The following is a 24,246-nucleotide window of genomic DNA, read 5'->3' on the forward strand; positions in this document are numbered from 1 at the left end:
AACAATCATGATGATAGTTAAAAGTAGTCGCTATATTACCCTTGAATTAGCATCGGAAGCAGAGGGGCTTATTCGATGTTAAACGTTTTTCAAGTATTTGGGTAAAAGGCGTATAGAATGTTCGATAATTTGAAAAGTTCTTTCCTGAACTATTTAATGCTTTCAGATGATGACAGTACATTTTCTGGTATAGAAAAGTGGCGCATTAGTGCGCTAAGAATCATGATCATTAGTTGCTATACGCTTTACTCCGCGGTCGCACTTCACTGTATTGTCAAAACTATCGAGGCAAAATATTATGTAACGCTGCCAGTCATAGCATGTTTTTACCTAGTGGGCGGTGTACAACTTTGGCTGTCAAAATCGCACTATCGCTTCAGCGCCTATAGCCTGCTTTTAAGCATTGTGTTCGCAGCAGTATGTATCAATTTGATGGTGCAAGTGCCTACTTTGGCAATGTTGGGGCCTGTTTTTATTTTTTCTTTGCCCTTAGTTGCTTTTGTACTGCTAGGTTTTAAAGTCGGCGTTATATGCATGTTTCTCAACATTCTTCCCTTCGTCACTTTGTTAAATGGCTTCCAACTAAACCAATACATGCATGAGCATCCTTATTTGGAAGAAGCTAACGCATATGTTTTCAGTATCATCTTTTTGTTTTTCAACGTGTGCATCCCGATGGGAATCGCACGGGCAAATGTTGCAAATTCCCGTTTAAACAAACGTATCATCGAGCAAAATGTTGATTTGCAGTTGCAAAACGACTTTTATAAAACCTTATTTGTTGAAACCGACATTGCCAAATTGGTGGTGTCCTCGGCAGGTTTAGTGACTGAGATGAATACAGCCGCAGAACAATTATTACACTGTAATTTTAAACAACAAACGCAAGCGATTAACGTTTCCGATTTGTTTATAGATATGCCTGAAACAGAAGGTACTAAAACTGTAAATTTGACAGTCGCCGGCAAAATGAAAATGTTCAAGATAAGTCGAAGTGCAGTGCTCAAAAATAGTTATTACTTTCTTACTATTCAAGACGTTACTGCTAAGACAATGCTGCATAAAACTTTAGCAGCACAGAGTTTACTATACCGTAAGCAAAATTTAGATGATGCGACTCGTTTGCCAAATCGAGTGTGGCTTGAGGGACATTTAAAAAACCGTTTAAGGCAGTCTAATGCTGAATTGTGTATTGTTGCTATACGCATCAAAAACGCAGAGTTTGTTGCTCAAAAGCATGGTTTTAAAACACTTCCAGTGATGATCCGCAACTTAGCAGATCATTGGTTATCGCTGACAAAAGTAGCTTGCCAATTTGCATCAGTCGATCCGAATAACCTAACTATTGTCAGTGAATTATCTGACAAGAATGCGCAAAGTTTGCTTACTTCTTTTATCGAGAATTTACCCAAAAACACGTTAATTGGAGACCAAAATATTCCACTAGACATTCAGCTTGGCATTTCGCTATCTTGTGATAGCGACCAAGATTCAGAAAGACTGATAAACAACGCACTGTATGCCGCTAATTCCAGTAATCTCGATATTAATTTCTATGACAATTCATGTCTGGAACGCTTTATTGAACATCAGGAAATTAATATTCTGTTAAGTGAAGCCATTGCCAATGACGAACTACACATAGAATATCAGCCCAAAGTGGAAGGGGACGGTAAATTAATAGGTTTAGAAGCCTTATTACGTTGGCGTTCTCCTGTGATTGGCAAGGTGTCTCCTAGTGTTTTTATTCCGATCGCTGAAAAGTCAGGATTAGTTACCAGCCTAACTCGATGGTTAGTCTTAAATGTCTGCAAACAAATCAGTCTTTGGCAACAGGCTGACCTAAAAATAGTACCCGTTGCAATCAATATTTCAGGAGCAGATCTTGACCAAGATGATTTTCACGAACATGTAATCAAACCGTTAAGCGAATACAAAATTAATCCGCAATTAATTGAACTCGAATTGACGGAGTCAGCAAGAAGTATTTCCAATGAGAAAGCATTATCAACCATAAACCATCTAGCCAGTTGGGGATTTGACATCACCATAGACGACTTTGGTATCGGTTATTCTGGTATTGCTAAACTCATCTCTTACCCTGTCAAGAAAGTTAAAATAGATCGGCAATTTATTAAGAATATTGATAAAGACAAGAGAAAACTTCAGGTAATTGAAGCAATCATCGCAATGTGTAAAGTGTTTAATATACAAATATTGGCTGAAGGCACAGAAACCTTCGCAGAGGTTGACACCCTAATCAAATTAGGATGCCATAATTTTCAAGGCTACGTATTTGCTAAACCAATGGATGCAGAATCTGTCGGTCAATTGCTACTGATCCAAAATGTTTTGGATTTCAATAAGTGTCATCCACTTTATATAGACTGAACTCGGGTGAAATAGAATAAAACATTAATCACCCTCCAACAGAAAACGTTCAGCTCGCTCAACCTTACGAGGTTTTGCAGAAATCACAATCACGTCACCAACCAATAAAGGCATACTCATATCAGGCTCTGCCAATTCATAGTTGTGTCTTCTCAGTCCTTTAAAATTTACCCGCCATTGTTGTAAATTGAGTTGCTGCAATGACTTGCCCACGGCATAGGCATTGTCTGTCAAAATTACGGCGTGCATAAACTCCAACTTATCTTGTTTAACGTAGTCAAGCTCAGTCGTTTCTCCGGGAAAGAAGCCATGCATATTGCCGTAATGTCCTTTGCGTTCTTTACGCACTCGTTTAAGGATCCGCGACATAGGCACGCCCGATAATTGCAGCACTTGTGTCACCAACATTAGGCTACCTTCTAGAATCTCTGGCACGACTTGTGATGCACCGGCCGCTAACAACTCCTCCATTCGATAATCTTTTCGAGTTCTAACGACTACAGGCAAGTCCGGGTACAAACTCTTAACCAAGTGAATCACACTCATGGCTTTTTCATGCTGGTCAAAAGTAATCAATACTAACTTGGCTCGTTCAATGCCCATGGTGCGCAAAATATCTTTTTGTTTCACATCACCAAAATAAACAGGTTCTCCCGCACTTTGACTTTCTTGAACGCGGATAGGGTCAGCGTCGACAACTAAATAAGGAATCGCTTCTATCTTTAATAAACGACTAACTGATTGACCTACACGGCCAAAACCAAAAATAAGTACATGATCTGTGAGCTGTTGGTCGCGAACTATTTGTTGCTCTAACCCTTTAATGTTGGGTGTGGTCTCGGGGCTAATCGCCTTTGCAATTTTAGGGCTCTGATCGACTAACCAAGGTGTTACCGCCATGCTCATTACACCTATAGTCAACAATAACGAGCCCTGTTCTGAATTTAAAATAGCATGATCTACCGCCAGAGCTGCCAACACAAAACTGAATTCCCCCATTTGACACAACTTCAATCCAGCGGCCCATGCATCTTGTTTACCGAGGTTAAATATTTCTGCAGAGATGCGAATAAGCACAACCTTAAGAGACATAATTATCACTAAACCCAACAACGCCCAATGTAACTGACCTGGCAAATTATGCGGCTCTAAGCGCATCCCAATTGTAATAAAGAACAACCCCATCAAGATATCTCGAAAAGGCCTGATATCTGCTTCTAGTTGATGTTTATATTGGCTCTCACCTAGCATCATGCCAGCCAAAAATGCGCCTAAAGCCATTGATAGGCCAAAAGAAAACGCCAAACCTGCGGCCATCAACGCCACCATAATAGTTGTCAATACAAAGAGTTCGTCGGTGCGAGTTCGAGCTACCTCACTAAACACTTTAGGCAACACCCATTTGCCAATTGACAACAAAATGCCAACGACTAATAGCCCTTTGAAAAACGCTAGCAAAATAGCAATGCTTAAACTCTGTTCAGAATCAACCGCCAATAAAGGGACCAATATTAACAAAGGTACAACAGCAAGATCTTGGAGTAGTAATATACTCACTGCAACTTGCGCTCGACTCGTATTTAGAATGCCCAAATCACTGGTTTGTTTAATTACTATGGCCGTAGAGGATAGAGCAATAATTCCACCGATAACAAACGCGGCTTTGACATCAAACCCCACTAAATAGGCGAGTCCCATAAACACTAAAGTGGTTAAGAGCATTTGAGCCAACCCTACCCCAAAAACCAAATGTCGCATCGCCAACATTTTAGGAAGCGAAAACTCTAACCCCAAAGAAAACAACAAAAAAACAATACCCAATTCGGCAAAATTTTGCATATCTTCAGGGTGTTCAAACAATGCTAAAAGATCTGGCCCCGCCAAAATACCACAAAATAGATAACCCAAAATAGGCGGTAAATTGATACGTTTGAATAACCATACAGTTGCCACGGCTACGGCCATTAAGATTACGATATTGCCTAAGTTTCCATGCATAGTCCGCTGATCACCTTTGTTTGTTATCTACTAGGCACAATATTTGCTTTAACCTGAACAAGTATCAATTTTGTGTAGTAATTCGCCATTTAAATGGCAGGAGAAACTGTTGGATCAACTTACTCAGTCATACAGTCCAAACATCGGTGAAAGTTACTTCAACCTTGAAGAGTCAAACCATGGCAATAAACAAGGGTTAACGCAAGGCCAGTTGAATAACTTCATTCTTAAATTACTAACAACCATAGATTTGCCTAAGCTGAGTGAGTTATATTTTCAGCAATTACAAAACACCCTACCGCTGTCTGGGTTAAAAATCCAGTTCGAAGATAGCAGAGTTGTTTTTGGCCAGAATATACAAAACTCACATGTTAAAACCCTAAATTGTATGCAGATGGGTACAGTAGTTGCCATAATGGATTATTCTTTGACACAACCGCTGTCGATAAGAGATTGGCAAATTTTACAACAAATGCATGTAAATTTTTGCACCCCGTTTAAAAACGCCTTAGAACATCATAAAATTAAACAGTTTGCTATGAAGGACTTTTTGACTTCTTTGGGCAATAGAGCCAGTTATGATGAGACTATGATTAGATTGGCAAGTCATGCACATAGAAGTCATCAACCATTTAGTTTACTTGTATTAGATATGGATAACTTTAAACAAGTTAACGATGCTCATGGGCATCAAGTTGGCGATAAAGTATTGGTCGCTTGTGCGGACACTATTTTACACAGCCTGAGAGAGTCCGATTTTGCCTTCAGATTCGGTGGTGACGAATTTTGTTGTTTGTTACCTGATGCAGACAAGCACACTAGCCACATAATAGCTGAACGCATTCGCAGTGCAATTGAATCCGAACCGTTACTTCAACAACATCAAATTTCCTGCAGTATTGGCAGTGCAACTTATCATGCAGACGATTCCCAAATAGGCATTTTTTCGCGAGCAGATGAAGCCCTCTATGCTGCAAAACAAGCTGGCAAAAACTGCATTAGGAATGCCTAAGTAACTCAGGCAATGAATTGGTGTGATATGGCAATTATTTGCCGAATCAACCAACCGCACTAAAAAATAAAACCATGGGTTCAACCATGGTTTTATTTTTATCAACCTTCTAATTCAATTAATAATCTAAAATTATCTAAACAACACTTTTTCTTGATTAAACCAATAAACACAAAAGGCAAATAATGCCCCTGCAATAATTACAGTTGAACCAAATATGGCAAACAGTTGAAAGTAGTCCATTGTACCTTTAACCAATTCTTTCATAGCAAGCGAAACGTTGGTAACAGGTACCCAAGCCCAAGCTCCCTTTAATTCTACCCCAGGTAATAGCGCCAACATGATCGGTACAATAACTAATATCGTCATAGGCCCCATGTAACTCTGGGCTTCTTTAAAACTTTTGGCATAGATAGAGATACTTAACAATACTGCAGCAAAGATAGCGACTACCGGCACCAACATTAAAAATATCAGCAGAAAATCTAACATGGCAATCTGCGCCATAAAATCTGCGACAAATTTAATCGCCATTCCTTGGCTTAGAACTAAGCCCCAAATCACCATACTGGCGACTGTTATTAACGCTGTCATAGTGCCTGCAAATGCAATAGTTAAAAATTTACCCATTACAATTTTGTTGCGATCAATAGGTGAAATCAATAAGGTCTCAAGGGTACCTCGTTCCTTTTCTCCTGCTCCTATATCAGTCGCCGGAGCCATGGCACCACTTAAACAGATAATGAATAACAGATAGGGCAACATGCCACCTATTTTTTCACCCCAATTTTCTCGGTCGTCTGCGGTATTCACTTTTTCTAAGACTATGGGTTCTATCAGTGCGCGTTGTTTTGCTTCATTTAATCCCAAAGTTGAAAACGCACTTTGTTGAAACAACTCAGACTGGCTTGCAACTATTTCATTTACTCGGGTATAAACCAAATTCAACCCAGCGTCGTTGAAGTACAACTTAATATTGGCTTGACCATTAGTTAATACCTCACTGGAGTAATTAGCTGGAATTTCAAGGACAAAATCTACGGTCTCATTGCGAATAATCTCTGAGTAGTCAGCGTTTTCTGCAATATCGACTCGTTTAAATTTCTCTGGTTGTTGTAACTCTTTGACTATTTCAGGCGCATATTGACCACCCACCAAAGCGTAATTAAGCACTTGTGTTTCTGCTTTATCAATAGCTTGTTTGCTAACAAAACCTACAATCCCAAAAATCAAAGGGAAAATTAGCAGGGGCAAGGCAATCATAAAAAACAAAGTTTTACGGTCACGTAGTAACTCTTTTATTTCTTTTTTAAATACTAACCACATTAGTTATTCTCCCTATTCGCCAGTTGTTGTTTGGATAGCCGTCATAAATGACTGATGCAAAGAGCCCTCAGCGAGTGCTTTAAAACTAGCGATATCGCCATCAAACATAGTACGCCCCTGATCGATAACTGTGACCTTATCGCATAACTCTTGCACTTCATCCAAATGATGAGTTGAAAAAATAACTGGTGTACCCTGCTCTTTTAATTCTCTAATGAAATCAAGAACAGTTTGTGTCGCCATAATATCTAAGCCTGTAGTCGGCTCATCTAAAATCACCAGCTCGGGGGAATGCACCACAGCGCGAGCGATAGCCGTTTTCTGTTTCATGCCTGTAGAGAAATTTTCTGAACGACGGTCTAAAAAGCCATGCATATCCAAAAGATTGGCTAATTCAGTAACACGACTCACGATAGCGTTCTCACTCATTCCATGTAGTTGTCCAAAATAATGGATGTTTTCTCGGCCAGTTAGTCTGCCATATAATCCAGTAGAACCCGATAAAAAACCTATTTTTTTGCGAGCAATGACCGGATTAGTTAATACATTATCCCCGTCAATTTCGACACTACCACCATCTGGTTTTAGCGCAGTGGATAACATTCGCAAAGTGGTAGTTTTGCCCGCACCATTTGGTCCAAGCAAGCCTAAGACTTCGCCTTTTTGACAAGTAAAAGACACATCCTGCACCGAATGGAAATATCGCCCTTTAAGTCGCGGGTCTTTTTTTTCTTGCTCACTGAGCTTTTTAGGATTTTCCACTGCAAACTTTTTTGCCAATTGTTTTATTTCTATCATTCCGTTTCCTAGTAAGTGACGAACATAAGGGTATAGTCTCTGAATTTTGCGATTTATTACATGCGCCAAACAAAAAAAATATGTAACAATAATCAATTCACTCAGACTAGTGTTATTAATAATTGAATATTCACATACCAAAGACTTATTTAGGGGAGTTAAATGCAGCAAGTCAGTAACCCATTCCAAGCTATGAAGGACATCGTCACCAAACCTAATCGAGTGTTCGCCACCATCAACGAGGTCGATAATTGGTCATGGATCCCGTTTTTATTCATTGCTGCGACTGGCGCAATTCCGATTTATCTATATTTTAATTTTGTCGATTTTGCATGGTACAACGAATTAATGGTGCAATCTGTGGCAGCAGAACTAAGTCCTGCAGAGCAAAGTGCGGTGCGTAACGCCATGGCAGATCAAGCTCAATCATTATGGGCAGGGGTATTTGGTTCAGTGTTAGTGGTTGTCATCAGTAATGCAATATTGGCGCTGTATTTTAATATAATGACGAGATCTGATGAAGAATGTGTACAAGGTTATACAGACTGGTATGGGTTTGCTTGGTGGATCAGTTTACCTACAGTGGTGTGTAGCCTTATTAGTATCGTAGTGGTGGTATTAGCCCAAGATAACCAATTGTCTCCAGTCAGTTTAGCGCCCACTTCTCTGGCATTTATTTTTGCTATCGATACGAGTTCTCAGTGGTCCTCATTGCTGCAAAGTATTCGGCTGGAATCGGTCTGGGTGATGTATCTGACCGCAGTTGGGCTAAGTCAGTGGACTAAGTTTTCGGCCAATAAAAACTACACGATAGCGGTTGCTCCTTATCTGACGATTTGGATTATCTGGGCACTAATCATTATTTTTTAATCGTCTCATAGGTCTGAAATAATCCGTATTTTGGTAAAAACTCGGATCCTTGTTGGCATCCCATACATCTGGGATGCCAAGTAAGGGTAAGGGGCACATGGGCTTTTTTTCTGCAAAAATATTAGATGTCATAATATCATTTACCATCAAGGTATCCAGCTGCTTTATCTGCTCACCATAGTCCAACATCACAAATTGGTGGTCGACTTCTAGAGCCAGCCATTTTCCTGTAAGACCAATGAAAGGCTGCAACAGCATTTCCAGATTGGCGTGTCCAAACATATAACTATTGAGCTCTTTACCCCAAACCGCTCTATTTTCGACAAACACAGAATGCCATTTATGCGTAGCTAAATCGTCTAGCAATTTTTCTGCAATTGAGTTTTTTTCATAAGTTAAGATCACTCCACATTCATCAAAATGAGTCAGGTTATTGCGTCTCATTGTTCTAGGTGACAAACCATGAAGTGAAATGTCAGCAACATGTTGTTGATTAAGCACACCTTTAGTTTTAGGAAACTGCAACCAAATCAAACCATTAAACAAGTCATGCCAACTATTTGGCCGAGTCGGAATAATATTCTGCTCGTGAATAATCTGTTCGTAATATAAGTCTGTTTCTGGGAGTTGATTTTGACAAACAAACTTAGGGACAGACTGATTACCATAACGAGACGATAGATTATTCAGTCCTGCAGCGTTTGGCCACTCACTCAAACCTGACAATTTAAAAAGTCTATCAAGCTGTTGCAGAGGCAACATGCTGTTATGTTTAATAAAATTTTGCTGCCAAACTGACACAATTGCCCCTGAAGTCGATCTAATATAAAAAGGATGTGTTTATAATACCTATGTAATTCAACTACAAGAGCAACAATATGCAAACTTGCCACAAACTTCTGGCGCTATGCCTACCTTTAACCCTTGCCCTCTCGGCATGCCAACAGAAAACAGTCGATGCTCCCCCAACCGTTATTGATAACTTTATTGATGTTTATGAAAACATCAGCACCGATGATTTAAGAACACATATTAAAGTGTTAGCGTCTGACGAATTTGAAGGTCGGCTGCCCACTACTGTTGGGGAACAAAAAACACTGGATTATTTGCTTAAAGAGTTTAAGCAAATGGGATACCAGCCCGGGAACGGAGACAGTTACTTACAACCGGTTGAATTGATTGAGATGACAGCTGATCCGCAGATGACACTCACCATAGGTGAAAATAACTTTGTCTATAAACAAGACATGATCGCTTCTACTAGTCGTGAACAATCTAAAGTTGAACTTAAGAATTCAGAACTGGTATTTGTGGGGTATGGTGTCAACGCCCCTGAATACAATTGGAATGATTATCAAGGTCTAGATGTTAAAGGTAAAACCGTGGTTATTTTGGTCAATGATCCGGGGTTTGAAAACCCTAAGGGTGATAAGTTCCAAGGTACAACCATGACCTATTATGGTCGCTGGACTTATAAATACGAAGAAGCCAGTCGCCAAGGCGCAGCAGCAGCGATTATCGTACATGAAACCAAACCCGCCTCTTACGGTTGGAGTGTAGTAGCAAACAGTTGGAGTGGCCCTCAATATGGCTTAGTAAGTCAAAACGGCAACGCTGACAGGGTCGCTGTAGAAGGTTGGCTCACCACCGAAGCGGCAGAAAAAGTATTTGCTGATGCAGGATTGAACTTTGCAGAACAAAAAGCCAAAGCGATCGCCACCCCATATAACCAAAACTTAGGGTTAAGTGCGTCAGTTACAATTAACAATAACTTTAAGAAATCCACTAGTTACAACGTCATTGCGACCTTACCAGGCTCTGAAGCTCCTGACGAACATGTTATCTATACCGCTCACTGGGACCATCTAGGAAAAGATGAAAACAAAGAAGGCGATCAAATTTATAACGGCGCTCATGATAATGCTACAGGCACAGCCGCAGCTATAGTCATGGCCAAAGCGTTCTCTGAATTGACGATCACGCCAAAACGTTCAACTACCTTTTTAATTGTTACTGCGGAAGAACAAGGTTTATTAGGATCGAAATTTTATACTCAACATCCGGTTATCCCTTTAGACAAAACAGTCGCGAATATCAACATGGATGCCATGAATGTTTTAGGTAAAACCAAAGATATTGCGGTGGTTGGAATGGGCAAGTCTGAATTAGAAAACTACCTAGAAAAAGCAGCCAAGCGTCAAAGTCGTCATTTAGTGCAAGAAAGTCGTCCGCAAGCGGGGATTTATTATCGCTCAGACCACTTCAGCTTTGCAAAACAGGGGGTCCCGGCGCTCTATGCAAAAGGTGGAGATGAGCCAATAGATGAAGCAACAGCCGCATATCGTAAGCGCACCAAAGTGATAGTCACAGGTTGTTATCATCAAGTTTGTGATAAATTCCGCGAAAATTGGGATTTGTCAGGGATTCAGCAAGATACCCAATTATTGTTTGAAGTAGGTTACGATATCGTATCATCGCAAGATTGGCCGAAATGGAATGCAATTAGCGAGTTTCAGCGTAAATAAAATATAGGGTCAATTTAAAGTAAAGGTTCTATTTATTGAAGAACTGGCTTAATGGGGAGCAGTGTCATTGACATGCTCCTCATTTATTTTGACCGTTAATTGTAGCGGTTAATTTTAATCGTTAACCGTCTTGGGTGATTTGTTTAATTAACGCTGCCTGAGTTTCAGACACTTTATCATTGGCTACTTGGCAAGTACCTGCGGCTTGATGTCCGCCTCCGCCAAATTGCAAACACAAGTCGCCAACTATGGTTTTCGAGCTTCTATCAAGAATCGATTTACCAATAGCAAAAACGGTGTTTTGTTTCTTCAGCCCCCACATAACATGAATAGAAATATTACATTGCGGAAAAATAGCGTAAATCATAAAACGGTTGCCTGCATAGATGACTTCTTGGTCTCGAAGATCCAGTACCACTAAATTTTCATGAACTGTTGAACAAGCTAACAACTGCGCTTTAAATTTTTCGGCATGTTCCATATAAACCGTTACCCTTTCTTGTACATCGGGTAACGCCATGATTTCGTCGATAGTATGATTACCACAATAATCAATCAACTCCATCATTAGCTGATAGTTAGAAATACGGAAATCCCGAAAACGTCCTAAACCAGTGCGACTATCCATTAAATAGTTAAGTAAGACCCACTGAGTTGGATTGAGAATTTCATCTTTACTAAATTGAGCAGAATCCGCCTTATCTACCGCTTCCATCATATCAGACCAAGCAGAAGGGAACTTTTCAGTGCCACCGTAGTAATCAAATACAACACGTGCAGCAGAAGGAGCGTCAGGATCAATAATGTGATTTTGTTGTTGCTTCTCGCCACTTCTTGTTACTTCACTTAAATGGTGATCAAAGGCAATAAAGCAGCCCGAAACATATGGCAGGTTGGTTGTAATATCATTATCGGAAATCTCTACTATGCCATCTTGCATATCTTTAGGGTGTACAAATTTTATATCATCAATAAGGTCCAATTTTTTTAAAAGAACAGCACAAACTAGTCCATCAAAATCACTGCGAGTTACTAATCGATATTTTTTATTCGACGTGTGTGTAGACAAAATGGATCTCCTTTAAAGACCAAAACTAAATTAGCAAAGAGTATAACAAACTTATCTGCAATGTTACTTCACTGTCAATAACTGAAATGCAAGACTGAATATTAGTTCCCGCAATTTTTGCTTCGTATACGCTTCAATTTATCCCTCCTCAAACTGTTTGGGGAAGTACTGATAACTATAGCGGATCTTTTGAGGCCTGATTCGACCTTACAGTATCGCTAAAACTCGACTCTCTTTAGTAATTTCGGCCGCAACATGACAAACAGGTAGCGTCAATAAGCCCTATCTAAAGGTCCTAAAACAAGCATTGTTCTTAGTAATTCCTTTCTAATGTAAGAAAATTACAGTTTATCCTTGCTTTTTTCGCTCAGACTGGCAAATTCAAGTGCGCGGTCGAACCAATAAAAACGAACAATACGATCGCCTTACCAGGCTTGTTTTACATTATTAACCAAGCCCCTATAACCAGCAATCAAGAGAAATATTTTTATGTGTGGTATTTTCGGTATTCTGGGCATCAAAAGTGATGCAGCAGAACTTAGAACGCAAGCGTTAGAGCTTTCCAAAACACTCCGCCATCGCGGACCTGACTGGTCAGGAATTTGGAATAATGATAATGCTATTTTATGTCACGAACGTTTGGCGATAGTCGACGTTGACACAGGCGCTCAACCGCTAATCAGCCGCAATAATAATCAAGTGTTAGCCGTGAATGGCGAAATATACAATCATAAAACATTAGAAGCAGCACTAGAAACGCCTTATGATTTCAGAACCAAGTCGGACTGCGAAATCATTTTGCCTTTGTATCAACAAAAAGGCATTGAGTTTATCGATGAATTAGAAGGTATGTTCGCATTTATTCTATATGATGCAGAGCAAGACAGTTACCTAATAGCTCGTGACCATATGGGTATTATCCCTTTGTACACAGGCTATGATGAACACGGTAATTTGTATGTTGCTTCAGAAATGAAAGCCTTAGCGCCAGTGTGTAAAACCATTCAAGAATTTCCTCCTGGTCATTATTTGTGGAGTAAAACCGGTCAATTAACCAACTATTATAAACGTGATTGGATGGACTTTGAGAATGTTAAAGACAACGAAACCAATCTTGACGATTTAAAAGTCGCATTCGAAAAAGCAGTAAAATCTCACTTAATGTCTGACGTGCCTTATGGAGTACTGTTGTCAGGAGGACTCGACTCATCTTTGGTATCTGCTGTAGCTGCCAAGTACGTGGCTAAGCGTATTGAAGATGGCGATAAGACAGACGCTTGGTGGCCTCGCTTGCATTCATTTGCTGTGGGATTAGAAGGCGCTCCGGATCTGATAGCCGCTCAAAAAGTAGCGGATATGATTGGTACCGTACACCACGAAGTGCACTTTACTGTACAAGAAGGCATCGACGCTTTGCGTGATGTCATTTATCACATTGAAACCTATGACACCACCACAATCCGTGCATCAACACCTATGTACCTATTAAGCCGCAAAATCAAGGCGATGGGTATCAAAATGGTATTGTCGGGTGAAGGAGCGGACGAAATATTTGGTGGTTATCTGTATTTCCACAAAGCGCCGAATGCAAAAGAGTTCCATGAAGAAACCCTACGTAAACTTAACCGTTTACACATGTTTGATTGTGCTCGTGCCAATAAATCCACTTCTGCTTGGGGAGTTGAAGGTCGCGTGCCTTTCCTAGACAAAGAGTTTATGGACGTAGCAATGCGCTTAAACCCACAAGACAAAATGTGCCTTGATGGAAAAATGGAAAAATGGGTGTTGCGCAAAGCGTTCGACAATAACGAATATTTACCTTCTGAAATCTTATGGCGTCAAAAAGAGCAGTTCAGTGATGGTGTAGGTTATTCGTGGATAGATTCTCTTAAAGAGTATATCGAAACTGAAGTCTCTGATGCACAGATGGCGTCAGCAGAATTCCGTTTCCCTGTAAACACTCCTGATACGAAAGAAGGTTATTTTTATCGCACCATTTTTGAAGGTTATTTCCCTCAAGAAAGTGCAGCAAAATGTGTTCCTAGTGGTAAGTCCATCGCTTGTAGTACGGTAGAAGCATTGGAGTGGGATGCGAGCTTTAAAGCCAATGCTGACCCTTCAGGCCGCGCAATGAGCAGTGTTCATGAAAAAGCTAAGTCATAGCCTAGGTTAACGGCAGTAATTAACACGATAAAAACCAGAGTAAAACACTCTGGTTTTTTTATGGCTTAGTTGCCGCGTCAATTTTTCCGTCAAACCATAATTCTTTTCTATCTAACGGCGTTTTTTCTGGTAAAAACGTGTTTTTCAAGGTGTAAAACGTTCGATTTTCAAGTTGTGCCTTATCAATATAAGGTTTGTAATTTTCAACAAACAAAGCATCAAACTTGCCGTTTTTAATTGATTTTTCCAATCCATTTTCAATCAAACTTGCCAGCGGTACACTATTTTTATTAACAAAAAAGTATATAGCAGCGGGATAGCGGATACCAAGAGTGGGTTGGATCTGAATCGGGATCTTAGATTGGCTTGTATTCAACTCATCCCAAATTTCTATGATTGATCGAGGATAAAAATCTCCCTGTGCATTACCCAGCATTCTCATAAGAGCACTTTGTGAACGATCTGTAACCACGTCGAAGCTATTTGCTTGCAATACTTTAGTATCTGGCCAATCACGTCCTTGCAAAGGAGCAAGTTTAACTAAATGTTCAAGCTCCTGAATATATTTAAAACGTCCCGCCATATCTTGCCGAATGAGCAATAACCGCCATCCTATTAACCCTTTAAATATCGGAATACGTATCGGTAATAAGTCCTTTTCACGCTGAGGGTTAGTCATGCCCCACACAATATTGATTTCGCGATTGTCTTGTAATCGACCTAACGCTTTACCTTTAGACAAAATGTTTTCTGACGGGTTTAGTTGATATTTAACGCCTGTTTGCTCTAAAGCCAATGCCAGTACTTGTATTGGGTACTCATCTATTTTTGAGCTACTCTCAAGATGACGTGGGTAGGTTATTTGCCACGATGCGCTAAGCGCGTTAGCGCTAAAAACAAGGGTAAAAATAACTAAGAATGTTTTCATTACTTACTCGGCCCGAGCAAATACTTCAGCAAGTTTTTTTTCATCATCATCAATCACTGCCACAATTATTTTGAGTTGTTTATCTGGCATTTTTTGCAAGGTATAAGAAGTCGCACAACTGAAACGTAACTGCTCATTTTCATCATAAAACTGCCAGCGCATTTTAGAGAAAAACAATGAATCAGATAGGCGCATAGTTTGTTGCAACTTGGGTACAAAGGATTTTATGCCTGCACTTTTAAATTTAGCGATGGTTCGACTGACTGCGCTCTCTAATTCTTCGATGCAAGCCAAGACCTTCTTACTATCATCAGTCATGATAATTGTAGGAGGTAAACAAAAACTCGCTATTTTTTTAGAATCAAATGAATTTAACGCATTAGCGTAAAGTTCCAAAAAGTACTCTGAGTCAACTGGCATAGGTAGTTTTCCTTAATTAGGGCTAGGCCCTATTCAATTCCAATGAATTTGTGAGTTTGTAACGACAAACGCCAATTACGCGCTATACACGTTTTAATTGCAAGGTCGGTTGCCCGTTTTTGTTGGCTAATAGGTTGCAAATAAATATTAGGTGGCGTTTGCTCTCCAAGTAACGTTAACACTTGGTCTAACTCTTCTATATGTTTTTCCATCGCTATCGGATGTTTTATTTCATTAGCTCTGCGCATGGCACTGCTCAGAACTGGTCGTCCTCCTGGCATATTAACTTTCGGCGAAACGGTAACCCAAGTATCTGGATGAGCGATTATTTCATAAGTACCACTGGTTTCAATTTGCACCGAATAACCTTGGCTAATTAAACGACTAGTGATTTCGGTTAAATCATATAAACACGGCTCGCCACCAGTGATCACTATATGTTTGGCGATATAACCATGACGCTCAAAAAGCGCTAATAATTGTTCGGTGGTGTGTTCAAACCAATTATCAGATTCCGCAGTTTCAGCCATAACCGCGTCGCTTGTAGTTTTCAACTCAGGCGACACGGCCCAAGTATGTTTAGTATCACACCATGGACAACCTACTGGGCAGCCTTGCAAACGCACAAAGATGGACGGTAAACCTGTATAACTGCCCTCGCCTTGCAAAGACTCAAACACTTCATTAATTTTATATAAACTCAATCACTTTCCTATTTGCTTAACCTAAACCCCGTTGTGGGAATTTACAGTTAAATCACTTAAAATCACTACCCATTAATTGATTATAAAGAAGCAAAGCCCATGTCACAAAAGGTAGTGGTAATTTTTTCTGGGGGAATGGACTCATTTACCGTCCTAAACCTAGCCGTTAAACAAGGTTTTGAGGTATTTGCCTTGTCTTTTGATTACGGGCAACGACATAAAAAAGAACTAGATTATGCCAGTCGCGCCTGCAAAGAACTGGGTGTACAACACAAAATTGTCGATATTTCAGCTATCAACCAACTAATAGGTGGTTCATCTCTCACCTCAAATATTGACGTAGCAGAAGGCCATTACGAAGAAGAAAGCATGAAAAGCACTGTGGTACCGAATAGAAATATGATTTTACTGTCGATGGCGGTAGGTTATGCCGTTTCTATGGACGCCAATAAAGTTTTCTACGGGGCCCACTCTGGCGATCACGCCATATACCCAGACTGCCGTCCTGAATTTGTCCACAAAATGAATGATGTATGTGCCATCGCTAATTATGAAGCTGTTGAAATTGTTACGCCTTATTTAGAAGTCAGTAAAACCGCAATTTTGACTGCAGGTTTAGAAATGGGCCTGGATTACAACCAAACATGGACTTGTTATAACGGCCGTGAAAAAGCTTGTGGAAAATGTGGCGCTTGCCAAGAAAGATTAGAGGCATTCAGTGATAATGGTGTAAGCGACCCATTGGAGTATGAGGGATAACCCCTTACTTTTAGAGTATCAATTTGAAACCGGCAAAAGCCGTTTTTTTGTTTACTAGGCGAAAAAGCCAAAACCTCGGTTAAGTACATTGTCACCCGATAGGATAATAAAAAAGCCGCATAAATGCGGCTTAAGAATCAATTGAGTCTCTAAACTTAACTCTCAACTTGTTGAATAAAATAGCTAATTTCTTTAATTAAATGTCTTAACACTGGGTTTAAGCGAGTGTTTTTACCATTCATTACAAACAAGTCATGACTAAATTCAAATAAACTTTTACCTACTGGCACCAATCCTAGACCTGCAGCTTGGTTGGTGAGCACATAGTCAGGCAATAGCCCAACATACTCACCTGTCATGATCGCAGACAAACAAGCATCATAAGAGTCAGAAAACGTTTGTATCGCCATACGTGTATCTTCAGAAATATAATTCGCTGAGGATAAGCCTGAAATACCAATTGCTGGATAATCGCCTATTTTGACATTATCAGGTAAGCCATCACGATATTTCGCTAAAACATGTGACGGTGAGCAATACAAACGACCTTTACAGGCCACTTCAACTGGATGAAAGGTCACTGATTCAGGTTTCACCATGTCGTAAGTCGATAACACCAAATGACATTCGCCCGATAGAGCCACGTGTTCTACTTCGTTATACAAACGGGTTTGGATATTGACATGAATATCATTAAATTTTTTCATGGTACTTTTAACGGCTTTACTTACCGCTAAATGATAGGACAACGGCAATCCAGCCATCATAACTAAGGTAATGTGTCCTGAATAATCATCATGGAGACTTTTAAGATTGAATACAAAGTTATCAAAAGAGTTAAATATACGTTTAGTTTCCTGAAAAACGACCTCTCCCTCTTTAGTCATTTGAAAACCACCGCGACCTCTGTGGCACAAAACTAAATCTAAGCGTTCTTCGAGCTTTTTAATCGCGGCGCTAATATTGGGCCGTTGCATGCGAAGCACAGGTTCAGCCGCAGTGAAGCCATTACATGAGGCCACAGCGTAAAACACACGCAATAATTTGATATCGGATTCTTGAAGACGATTTAACATTACAGCACCACTTATAGGTATAGTTCTTGATACTAAAGTACATATTAGGAAAGCCGTAGCCGGATTACAATGGAAATTTAACAGAACCGCCAAAAACTGGAGTATTGGCGTAACAAAAGTTTATGGATATTGAATAAAACAGCGCGCAGAGGCTATATGACAGTGGTTAATTCTAACGGATGACTTTCTCAATCAACTATATTATCTATAGTAATTTTTTTTTGATGCCGCACTGCCAGCGGCAGAAAAACAGCACCACTTAAAAAATATGGCTTGAAACTTAAGCCTCTACGCTAAGAATTTTTTACTATCTGTGCCCTAAACGCTTCTATTTCGTCCCTTAAGTTAGCAGCTTTTTCAAACTCTAACTCCTTAGCTGCCTTGAACATCACTTTTTCAAGATCAGCAATTTTTTGTAATATTTGTGGTGTACTCAACGCACTATATTTTTTGCCGGATTCTGCGACTAAACGCAGTTTAACCTTACTATCAGAACTCCCATCTCCCACATCCATGATATCGGTAATAGGCTTATTTAACTGCATTGGCACTATGCCGTGTTTAAGATTGTAGGCTTTTTGAATTTCACGACGTCTGCTTGTTTCTGCTATTGCGCGTTCCATCGAGCCAGTAATCTTATCGCCATACATGATTGCTCGCCCATTAAGATGGCGGGCTGCCCTACCCATAGTTTGAATCAATGACTTGTCTGACCTTAAAAAACCTTCCTTGTCAGCGTCAAGAATAGCAACCAAAGAGACTTCGGGCATATCCAACCCCTCTCTTAGCAGGTTGATTCCCACTAAAACATCAAACTTACCGATCCGTAAATCACGAATAATTTCAATACGCTCAACTGTATCTATATCTGAATGTAAATAACGACATTTTATACCATGCTCATCAAGATAATCGCTTAAATCTTCTGACATACGTTTAGTTAAAGTGGTAACTAACACTCTTTCATTAGCTGCCACACACTTATTAATCTCTGACAATAAATCATCGACTTGAGTGGCCACAGGGCGAATTTCTATTTCAGGGTCCAGTAAACCAGTAGGACGCACTAGTAGCTCAACTATATCGTCGGGTGCCGCCGCCAATTCAAATTTACCTGGGGTGGCAGATACATATATTGTTTGTGGGGTAATTTGTTCAAACTCTTCAAATTTTAATGGGCGATTATCTAATGCCGAGGGTAAACGAAAGCCATATTCCACTAGGGTTTCTTTGCGAGACCTGTCGCCTTTATACATGGCGCCAATTTGTGAAACGGTTACATGGGATTCATCAATAAACATTAAACCATCGGCTGGGAAATAATCAATAAGGGTCGGTGGAGGATCGCCTGGATTGCGGCCAGATAAATACCGAGAATAATTTTCGATGCCAGAGCAATAACCTAACTCTTGCATCATCTCTATATCAAATTGGCAACGCTGAGAAACTCGCTGTTCTTCTACTAATTTATTTACTGATTTGAGCTGTTCGCGTCTTTCCTTTAGCTCAACCTTTATATGCTCAATGGCATCGAGGATCTTTTCTCTTGGAGTAACATAATGAGTTTTCGGAAAAACTGTAGCGCGGGTAACGGTTTTTTCAACCGCACCGGTAAGGGGATCAAATATGCTAATGCGTTCTATTTCTTCGTCAAATAACTCGACTCTAACGCCATGACGCTCTGAGTCTGCCGGAAACACATCAATTACGTCACCGCGCACTCTAAACGTGCCCCGCTCAAAAGCAATATCGTTTCGGGTATATTGGATTTCAGCTAAACGCCGCAAAATATCCCGTTGATTCATGATATCGCCCTGACGAAAATGCACTAACATTTTCATATAAGACTCAGGATCTCCCAAACCATAAATCGCCGAGACACTAGAAACAATAATAACATCGCGCCTTTCCATCAATGATTTAGTAGCAGATAAGCGCATTTGTTCTATATGCGCATTAACCGATGCATCTTTTTCAATAAAGGTATCACTAGAGGGCACATAGGCTTCGGGCTGGTAATAATCGTAATAAGAAACAAAATATTCTACGGCGTTATTTGGAAAAAACTCTTTCATTTCGCCATAAAGCTGGGCCGCTAAGGTTTTATTGTGTGCCAAAATCAAGGTGGGTCGCTGCACCTTTTCAATAACGTTTGCCATGGTAAACGTTTTACCGGAACCCGTTACTCCTAATAAAATTTGCCGCGCTAAGCCATCTTCTAACCCTTCAACTAAAGCATCAATCGCTTTAGGCTGGTCACCTGCTGGGGAATAACTCGAGGATATTTCAAATGCTCTACTCATAAACTTTACTTACTCACTACACTTTGTTCAAATCGAGACGATAGAATGCTTTTAAACCAAATAAACGCAATAAATCCAACAGTCACGTTAGCGACAACTGCGGCCCAAAATAATCCTGGCAAGTTAAACCAATAACTACCAATAAATGAAAATGGCACAAAAAATACAAATAAGCGCATACCATTTAGCAACAAGGCTGACATCGGCATATGCATCGCATTAAAAGAAGAATTGGTCAAAATAGTTACGCCCTGAAAGCCATACCCTAATGGCACAATCACTAAGAACAACACAATAATGGCAGCAACCTTAGGTTCGCCAGTAAAAATATTAGCGATCAAACCAGACAATAACGCCAATAGCGCAAAAATGAGCAGTTGCCACACAATCACAAATTTGACACATAAAGAATAAGCATGGCGTACCCTTTCTATATTATTCGCCCCAAAGTTTTGACTAATAAAAGGAGGCAATGACATAGATAAAGACAGCACCACTATACTAGCAATCGATTCTAATCGTCCGCCTACCCCCCACGCAGCCACGGCTTCAGGACCATAACCTGCAACGATTGCCGTAACTATTCCAGTTGAAATAGGCGTCAACATATTCGCTCCTGACGCGGGTAAACCTATTTTTAAAATGCCCCCTGTACTGCGTTTCAACTGATGCCAATTCAGTACCTTAGGCTCCATCAATTGTCGTTTTATGGCCAATATGTACAAGATGTAAAACAGGCCAACCGCCCACGCTATAAGCGTTGCAATTGCGGCCCCTTGTATTCCAAATGCAGGCACTGGACCCCAACCAAATATAAACAGGGGATCCAAAACTACATTAATCAGTCCACAGAAAGCCATCACATAACTAGGTGTTTTAGTATCACCTGACGCCCGTAACACACTGTTGCCAACCATAGGCATTGCCAAAAAAATACCCGCGGCATACCACACCAACATATATTCTCGAATCAATATAAGTTGTATTTGGTCAGCTCCCATTAACCGGAAAATAGGTGTAATTGTCATTACGCCCACAATTGCTAATAAAATAGCCAATACCATAGTCAGCATTAAAGCGCCGGTAGCGGTCTCCTTTGCTTGGTGGTGTTGCCCAGCACCAAGAAATTTAGCGATAATCGCAGAGGTACCTATACCTAAGCCAATATTTAGGCTGATAACTGTAAACGTTACAGGAAACGTGAAACTGATAGCCGCAAGTTCTTGGGTACCTAACATTCCGATGAAAAAGGTATCAACTAATCCAAACGTCATAAGTACCACCATACCCAGTATCATCGGCAAGGTCATTTTACGCAGCGTGATGGCAATATCATTATTGAGTAAATCTGGATGGGAAGTTGTTTTCTCACTGGAGGTCAATATTGCTCTCTCTTAATTGAAGCTATAGGTGCAAAGTAGGTTATCTAACTCAAAAACACATTGCCGAAATTTTAACCTGAAAATATCAACGAACAGAAGTTGCTTTGTTAGACACAACACAATCGGCTAATAATACGCGAATTTTCCTTCATTTTTCTTATATTTAGCGGCTTTAATGTTACATATTTGTTAATAAAAGCACTGTTCAATAGTGTATCTTTTTGAATACACTTGAGCGCCTATTTATTGACGTTTTTAACTAAATCACAGACTTTCGGGGTTCGTTAATTATTATTGATTTAAAAACAATCAATTCAAAAATCAAAACTAATCTTACGGTTTTAGCGTGTTTTTGTTTTTCTCTTTAAAAACAACACACAAGGGAAATTCCACCATTTTCACTAAGATTTTTTATTTTTCATGCAGACCAAAATAAAAACATAATCAATTGTTTTATAAGTGTTTTTTAAAATATTTTAATATTTTTAGTTTGATCTATTGACTTTGAATTGTTGATCACTTCTTTATCAAAAACAGTTTAATCCACAAGGTTATCCACAAGATTCGTGGATAACTGCCTTCGCCCTATAATTGGCGTACTTTGACGCCGCTATGCACTTTTATTTTAGTTAGTAACCACCAACCTACTGCATCCCCAACGAAGGTTACACTTTTATTAAAGACTGGCATTATATACAGTACACAACTATTCATTAATAACAATTAGCTATAACGAAGTGGGAAAATGGTCTTTAATAAAAGTCTAATGACAACAATAAAAATCGCGCAATTTTAAACCAAAAAAAATCGGAAAATTTTTATATTTCATTAATACGCTTGGTTTGTGTACAACTTTACGAAAATATCGATAAAAACCTCACTTTGAGTGTTGACAGCGGGCAGTATGCTGATTAATATCCTGCCCCGTTGAAAAGCACCTCGGTTTTTAACCCAGAACCCTTTCAACGTAAGTGTAAAGTTCCCCCTTAGCTCAGCTGGTTAGAGCGACGGACTGTTAATCCGCAGGTCCCCTGTTCGAGTCGGGGAGGGGGAGCCAACTTACACTTGATACAAGTTAGATAATAATCTTAGTATTGTATTTAACCTGAAATTGAATTCCCCCTTAGCTCAGCTGGTTAGAGCGACGGACTGTTAATCCGCAGGTCCCCTGTTCGAGTCGGGGAGGGGGAGCCAATTCAATTTGCTTAAATCCCCTCTTTTCTATCTCAGCCTTAATTATCTGTAGTTATTTGCTTTTATTTCAAAAATAAACACCTTTTATTAGTAATCTATTGAATATCAAGTTGTTAATAGCCACTTAAATAAAGATAATAACAAGTGTAATAATAACTTCTGGCTAATATCTGCTTCTATGACCGAATTCTTACTGCTATTGATTGGCACAGTGCTGGTGAACAACTTTGTGTTAGTTCAATTTCTCGGCTTATGTCCGTTTATGGGTGTTTCAGGAAAGTTAGAAACCGCCATTGGTATGTCTATGGCCACTACGTTTGTTTTAACACTGGCCTCTCTTTCAAGTTACCTTGTTGAACACTATATATTGTTGCCACTTGGTATTGGTTACTTACGTACACTGAGTTTTATACTAGTAATAGCAGTAGTGGTGCAGTTTACGGAAATGGTCGTACATAAAACCAGTCCCACTTTGTACCGACTACTCGGTATATTTTTACCACTCATCACCACTAACTGTGCAGTTTTAGGTGTTGCCCTACTGAATATAAATCAACAACATAATTTTGTTGAATCTGTTATCTATGGTTTTGGCGCAGCGCTAGGGTTTTCCTTAGTACTTATTTTATTCTCTGCAATGAGAGAACGTTTAGCGGTAGCTGACGTCCCCAAACCTTTTAAAGGTGCGTCTATAGGTATGATCACCGCAGGATTAATGTCTTTAGCCTTTATGGGCTTTACAGGTTTGGTTAAATTTTAATGTCTCTAGGTTTTGCGATTTTAACAGCACTTCTTGCCATCGGACTATTGGCACTCATTTTTGGCAGCATTTTAGGTTTTGCAGCAGTTAAATTTAAGGTCGAGAGTGATCCTCTTGTTGAACAAATAGATCATATTCTTCCGCAAACCCAGTGTGGGCAATGTGGCTATCCTGGGTGTAAACCTTATGCTCAAGCTATTGCTGATGGCGACGAAATCAATAAATGTCCGCCTGGTGGCGATGCTACCATAAAAAAACTCGCCGACCTTATGGGTGTTGAAGCTAAATCTTTAGATTCCGCTCACGGAACAGAAGATGTGAAAAAGGTGGCATTCATTCGTGAAGACGAATGTATAGGATGTACTAAATGTATTCAGGCTTGTCCCGTTGATGCCATATTGGGAGCAGCTAAACAAATGCATACCGTTATTACCGACGAATGCACCGGCTGCGATCTATGTGTAGACCCCTGCCCGGTTGATTGCATAGACATGTTACCGGTAAAAGATAGTGCTTCGTCATGGCGCTGGGACATTAATACCATCCCTATTAAACAAGTAGATTAGCC

Annotated in this window: 19 protein-coding genes and 2 tRNA genes; 10 read left to right on the plus strand and 11 right to left on the minus strand. The window is 39.9% G+C overall.

The window, feature by feature from the left end:
• Window positions 1–117 precede the first annotated feature (117 nt).
• Window positions 118–2,391 (plus strand): GGDEF domain-containing phosphodiesterase, encoded by a 2,274-nt coding sequence (locus tag ABJK37_RS05310; RefSeq protein WP_348350874.1) that lies wholly within the window; start codon window positions 118–120, stop codon window positions 2,389–2,391.
• 24 nt (window positions 2,392–2,415) lie between these two features.
• Here ABJK37_RS05310 and ABJK37_RS05315 read toward each other — a convergent pair whose 3' ends face one another.
• On the minus strand, window positions 2,416–4,389 hold the full coding sequence (locus tag ABJK37_RS05315) for a cation:proton antiporter (protein ID WP_348350875.1): 1,974 nt from the start codon (window positions 4,387–4,389) through the stop codon (window positions 2,416–2,418).
• 109 nt (window positions 4,390–4,498) lie between these two features.
• On the opposite strand from ABJK37_RS05315, the gene ABJK37_RS05320 reads away from it, so the two are divergent.
• Window positions 4,499–5,401 carry a GGDEF domain-containing protein gene (locus ABJK37_RS05320; protein WP_348350877.1) on the plus strand — a complete coding sequence of 301 codons (903 nt, stop codon included), beginning with the start codon at window positions 4,499–4,501 and terminating at the stop codon, window positions 5,399–5,401.
• A 132-nt stretch (window positions 5,402–5,533) separates the two neighbouring features.
• Here ABJK37_RS05320 and ABJK37_RS05325 read toward each other — a convergent pair whose 3' ends face one another.
• Window positions 5,534–6,727: an ABC transporter permease gene (locus ABJK37_RS05325; protein WP_348350879.1), complete on the minus strand. Its 1,194-nt coding sequence runs from the start codon at window positions 6,725–6,727 to the stop codon at window positions 5,534–5,536.
• A 12-nt stretch (window positions 6,728–6,739) separates the two neighbouring features.
• The gene (locus tag ABJK37_RS05330) at window positions 6,740–7,525 is read right to left on the minus strand and encodes an ATP-binding cassette domain-containing protein (RefSeq protein WP_348350881.1); all 786 of its coding nucleotides are present in this window, start codon (window positions 7,523–7,525) and stop codon (window positions 6,740–6,742) included.
• 162 nt (window positions 7,526–7,687) lie between these two features.
• Here ABJK37_RS05330 and ABJK37_RS05335 point away from each other — a divergent pair, with 162 nt between their 5' ends.
• Window positions 7,688–8,395 carry a YIP1 family protein gene (locus ABJK37_RS05335; RefSeq protein WP_348350883.1) on the plus strand — a complete coding sequence of 236 codons (708 nt, stop codon included), beginning with the start codon at window positions 7,688–7,690 and terminating at the stop codon, window positions 8,393–8,395.
• Here the strand turns inward: ABJK37_RS05335 and ABJK37_RS05340 are convergent.
• On the minus strand, window positions 8,378–9,196 hold the full coding sequence (locus ABJK37_RS05340) for a DUF3025 domain-containing protein (protein ID WP_348350885.1): 819 nt from the start codon (window positions 9,194–9,196) through the stop codon (window positions 8,378–8,380). The two genes, ABJK37_RS05335 and ABJK37_RS05340, sit on opposite strands and share 18 nt — an antisense overlap.
• Before the next feature lie 77 nt (window positions 9,197–9,273).
• On the opposite strand from ABJK37_RS05340, the gene ABJK37_RS05345 reads away from it, so the two are divergent.
• Window positions 9,274–10,920 (plus strand): M28 family metallopeptidase, encoded by a 1,647-nt coding sequence (locus ABJK37_RS05345; RefSeq protein WP_348350887.1) that lies wholly within the window; start codon window positions 9,274–9,276, stop codon window positions 10,918–10,920.
• A 121-nt stretch (window positions 10,921–11,041) separates the two neighbouring features.
• Here ABJK37_RS05345 and ABJK37_RS05350 read toward each other — a convergent pair whose 3' ends face one another.
• On the minus strand, window positions 11,042–11,989 hold the full coding sequence (locus tag ABJK37_RS05350) for an exopolyphosphatase (protein ID WP_348350889.1): 948 nt from the start codon (window positions 11,987–11,989) through the stop codon (window positions 11,042–11,044).
• 489 nt (window positions 11,990–12,478) lie between these two features.
• Here ABJK37_RS05350 and asnB point away from each other — a divergent pair, with 489 nt between their 5' ends.
• Window positions 12,479–14,152, plus strand: coding sequence for an asparagine synthase B (asnB, locus tag ABJK37_RS05355; protein ID WP_348350891.1), 1,674 nt, complete (start codon window positions 12,479–12,481; stop codon window positions 14,150–14,152).
• Between the two features lie 58 nt (window positions 14,153–14,210).
• Here asnB and ABJK37_RS05360 read toward each other — a convergent pair whose 3' ends face one another.
• Genes ABJK37_RS05360 through queE form a run of 3 tightly spaced genes read right to left on the minus strand, consistent with a single transcriptional unit; the run spans window position 14,211 to window position 16,204 of the window.
• On the minus strand, window positions 14,211–15,080 hold the full coding sequence (locus ABJK37_RS05360; protein ID WP_348350893.1) for an amino acid ABC transporter substrate-binding protein: 870 nt from the start codon (window positions 15,078–15,080) through the stop codon (window positions 14,211–14,213).
• Between the two features lie 3 nt (window positions 15,081–15,083).
• Window positions 15,084–15,500: a hypothetical protein gene (locus ABJK37_RS05365; protein WP_348350895.1), complete on the minus strand. Its 417-nt coding sequence runs from the start codon at window positions 15,498–15,500 to the stop codon at window positions 15,084–15,086.
• Between the two features lie 29 nt (window positions 15,501–15,529).
• Window positions 15,530–16,204, minus strand: coding sequence for a 7-carboxy-7-deazaguanine synthase QueE (gene queE / locus ABJK37_RS05370; RefSeq protein ID WP_348350897.1), 675 nt, complete (start codon window positions 16,202–16,204; stop codon window positions 15,530–15,532).
• A 99-nt stretch (window positions 16,205–16,303) separates the two neighbouring features.
• Between queE and queC the strand changes: the two genes are divergently transcribed.
• Window positions 16,304–16,963, plus strand: a complete 660-nt coding sequence (gene queC / locus ABJK37_RS05375) for a 7-cyano-7-deazaguanine synthase QueC (protein ID WP_348350899.1) — start codon at window positions 16,304–16,306, stop codon at window positions 16,961–16,963.
• Between the two features lie 155 nt (window positions 16,964–17,118).
• On the opposite strand, the gene ABJK37_RS05380 is transcribed toward queC, so the two are convergent.
• From ABJK37_RS05380 to ABJK37_RS05390, 3 genes are all read right to left on the minus strand, one after another.
• Entirely contained in the window at window positions 17,119–18,039 is a 921-nt protein-coding gene (locus tag ABJK37_RS05380) for a LysR family transcriptional regulator (protein WP_215929240.1), read from the minus strand.
• Between the two features lie 293 nt (window positions 18,040–18,332).
• Window positions 18,333–20,342 (minus strand): excinuclease ABC subunit UvrB, encoded by a 2,010-nt coding sequence (uvrB, locus tag ABJK37_RS05385; RefSeq protein ID WP_348350902.1) that lies wholly within the window; start codon window positions 20,340–20,342, stop codon window positions 18,333–18,335.
• Window positions 20,343–20,347: 5 nt separating this feature from the next.
• The gene (locus ABJK37_RS05390) at window positions 20,348–21,652 is read right to left on the minus strand and encodes an MATE family efflux transporter (RefSeq protein ID WP_348350942.1); all 1,305 of its coding nucleotides are present in this window, start codon (window positions 21,650–21,652) and stop codon (window positions 20,348–20,350) included.
• Window positions 21,653–22,704: 1,052 nt separating this feature from the next.
• Between ABJK37_RS05390 and ABJK37_RS05395 the strand changes: the two genes are divergently transcribed.
• From ABJK37_RS05395 to rsxB, 4 genes are all read left to right on the plus strand, one after another.
• Window positions 22,705–22,781, plus strand: a tRNA-Asn gene (locus tag ABJK37_RS05395).
• A 60-nt stretch (window positions 22,782–22,841) separates the two neighbouring features.
• Window positions 22,842–22,918: transfer RNA gene (locus ABJK37_RS05400), tRNA-Asn, on the plus strand.
• Between the two features lie 178 nt (window positions 22,919–23,096).
• Window positions 23,097–23,678, plus strand: a complete 582-nt coding sequence (gene rsxA, locus ABJK37_RS05405; protein ID WP_215929238.1) for an electron transport complex subunit RsxA — start codon at window positions 23,097–23,099, stop codon at window positions 23,676–23,678.
• Complete coding sequence (gene rsxB / locus ABJK37_RS05410) at window positions 23,678–24,244, plus strand: electron transport complex subunit RsxB (protein ID WP_348350904.1); 567 nt, start codon at window positions 23,678–23,680, stop codon at window positions 24,242–24,244. Before rsxA ends, rsxB begins: the two co-directional genes overlap by 1 nt.
• Window positions 24,245–24,246: the final 2 nt, after the last annotated feature.

It is taken from the genome of Paraglaciecola sp. (assembly GCF_039964565.1).
In the GTDB taxonomy this organism is placed as follows: Bacteria; Pseudomonadota; Gammaproteobacteria; order Enterobacterales; family Alteromonadaceae; genus Paraglaciecola.

What these genes read in the sequence shown, in the direction of transcription:
- ABJK37_RS05310 (WP_348350874.1), top strand. Translation starts at nt 118, where the DNA reads ATGTTCGATAATTTGAAAAGTTCTTTCCTGAACTATTTAATGCTTTCA.
- ABJK37_RS05315 (WP_348350875.1), bottom strand. Translation starts at nt 4,389, where the DNA reads ATGCATGGAAACTTAGGCAATATCGTAATCTTAATGGCCGTAGCCGTG.
- ABJK37_RS05325 (WP_348350879.1), bottom strand. Translation starts at nt 6,727, where the DNA reads ATGTGGTTAGTATTTAAAAAAGAAATAAAAGAGTTACTACGTGACCGT.
- ABJK37_RS05330 (WP_348350881.1), bottom strand. Translation starts at nt 7,525, where the DNA reads ATGATAGAAATAAAACAATTGGCAAAAAAGTTTGCAGTGGAAAATCCT.
- ABJK37_RS05335 (WP_348350883.1), top strand. Translation starts at nt 7,688, where the DNA reads ATGCAGCAAGTCAGTAACCCATTCCAAGCTATGAAGGACATCGTCACC.
- ABJK37_RS05345 (WP_348350887.1), top strand. Translation starts at nt 9,274, where the DNA reads ATGCAAACTTGCCACAAACTTCTGGCGCTATGCCTACCTTTAACCCTT.
- asnB (WP_348350891.1), top strand. Translation starts at nt 12,479, where the DNA reads ATGTGTGGTATTTTCGGTATTCTGGGCATCAAAAGTGATGCAGCAGAA.
- ABJK37_RS05360 (WP_348350893.1), bottom strand. Translation starts at nt 15,080, where the DNA reads ATGAAAACATTCTTAGTTATTTTTACCCTTGTTTTTAGCGCTAACGCG.
- ABJK37_RS05365 (WP_348350895.1), bottom strand. Translation starts at nt 15,500, where the DNA reads ATGCCAGTTGACTCAGAGTACTTTTTGGAACTTTACGCTAATGCGTTA.
- queC (WP_348350899.1), top strand. Translation starts at nt 16,304, where the DNA reads ATGTCACAAAAGGTAGTGGTAATTTTTTCTGGGGGAATGGACTCATTT.
- ABJK37_RS05380 (WP_215929240.1), bottom strand. Translation starts at nt 18,039, where the DNA reads ATGTTAAATCGTCTTCAAGAATCCGATATCAAATTATTGCGTGTGTTT.
- uvrB (WP_348350902.1), bottom strand. Translation starts at nt 20,342, where the DNA reads ATGAGTAGAGCATTTGAAATATCCTCGAGTTATTCCCCAGCAGGTGAC.
- ABJK37_RS05390 (WP_348350942.1), bottom strand. Translation starts at nt 21,652, where the DNA reads ATGACCTTGCCGATGATACTGGGTATGGTGGTACTTATGACGTTTGGA.
- rsxA (WP_215929238.1), top strand. Translation starts at nt 23,097, where the DNA reads ATGACCGAATTCTTACTGCTATTGATTGGCACAGTGCTGGTGAACAAC.
- rsxB (WP_348350904.1), top strand. Translation starts at nt 23,678, where the DNA reads ATGTCTCTAGGTTTTGCGATTTTAACAGCACTTCTTGCCATCGGACTA.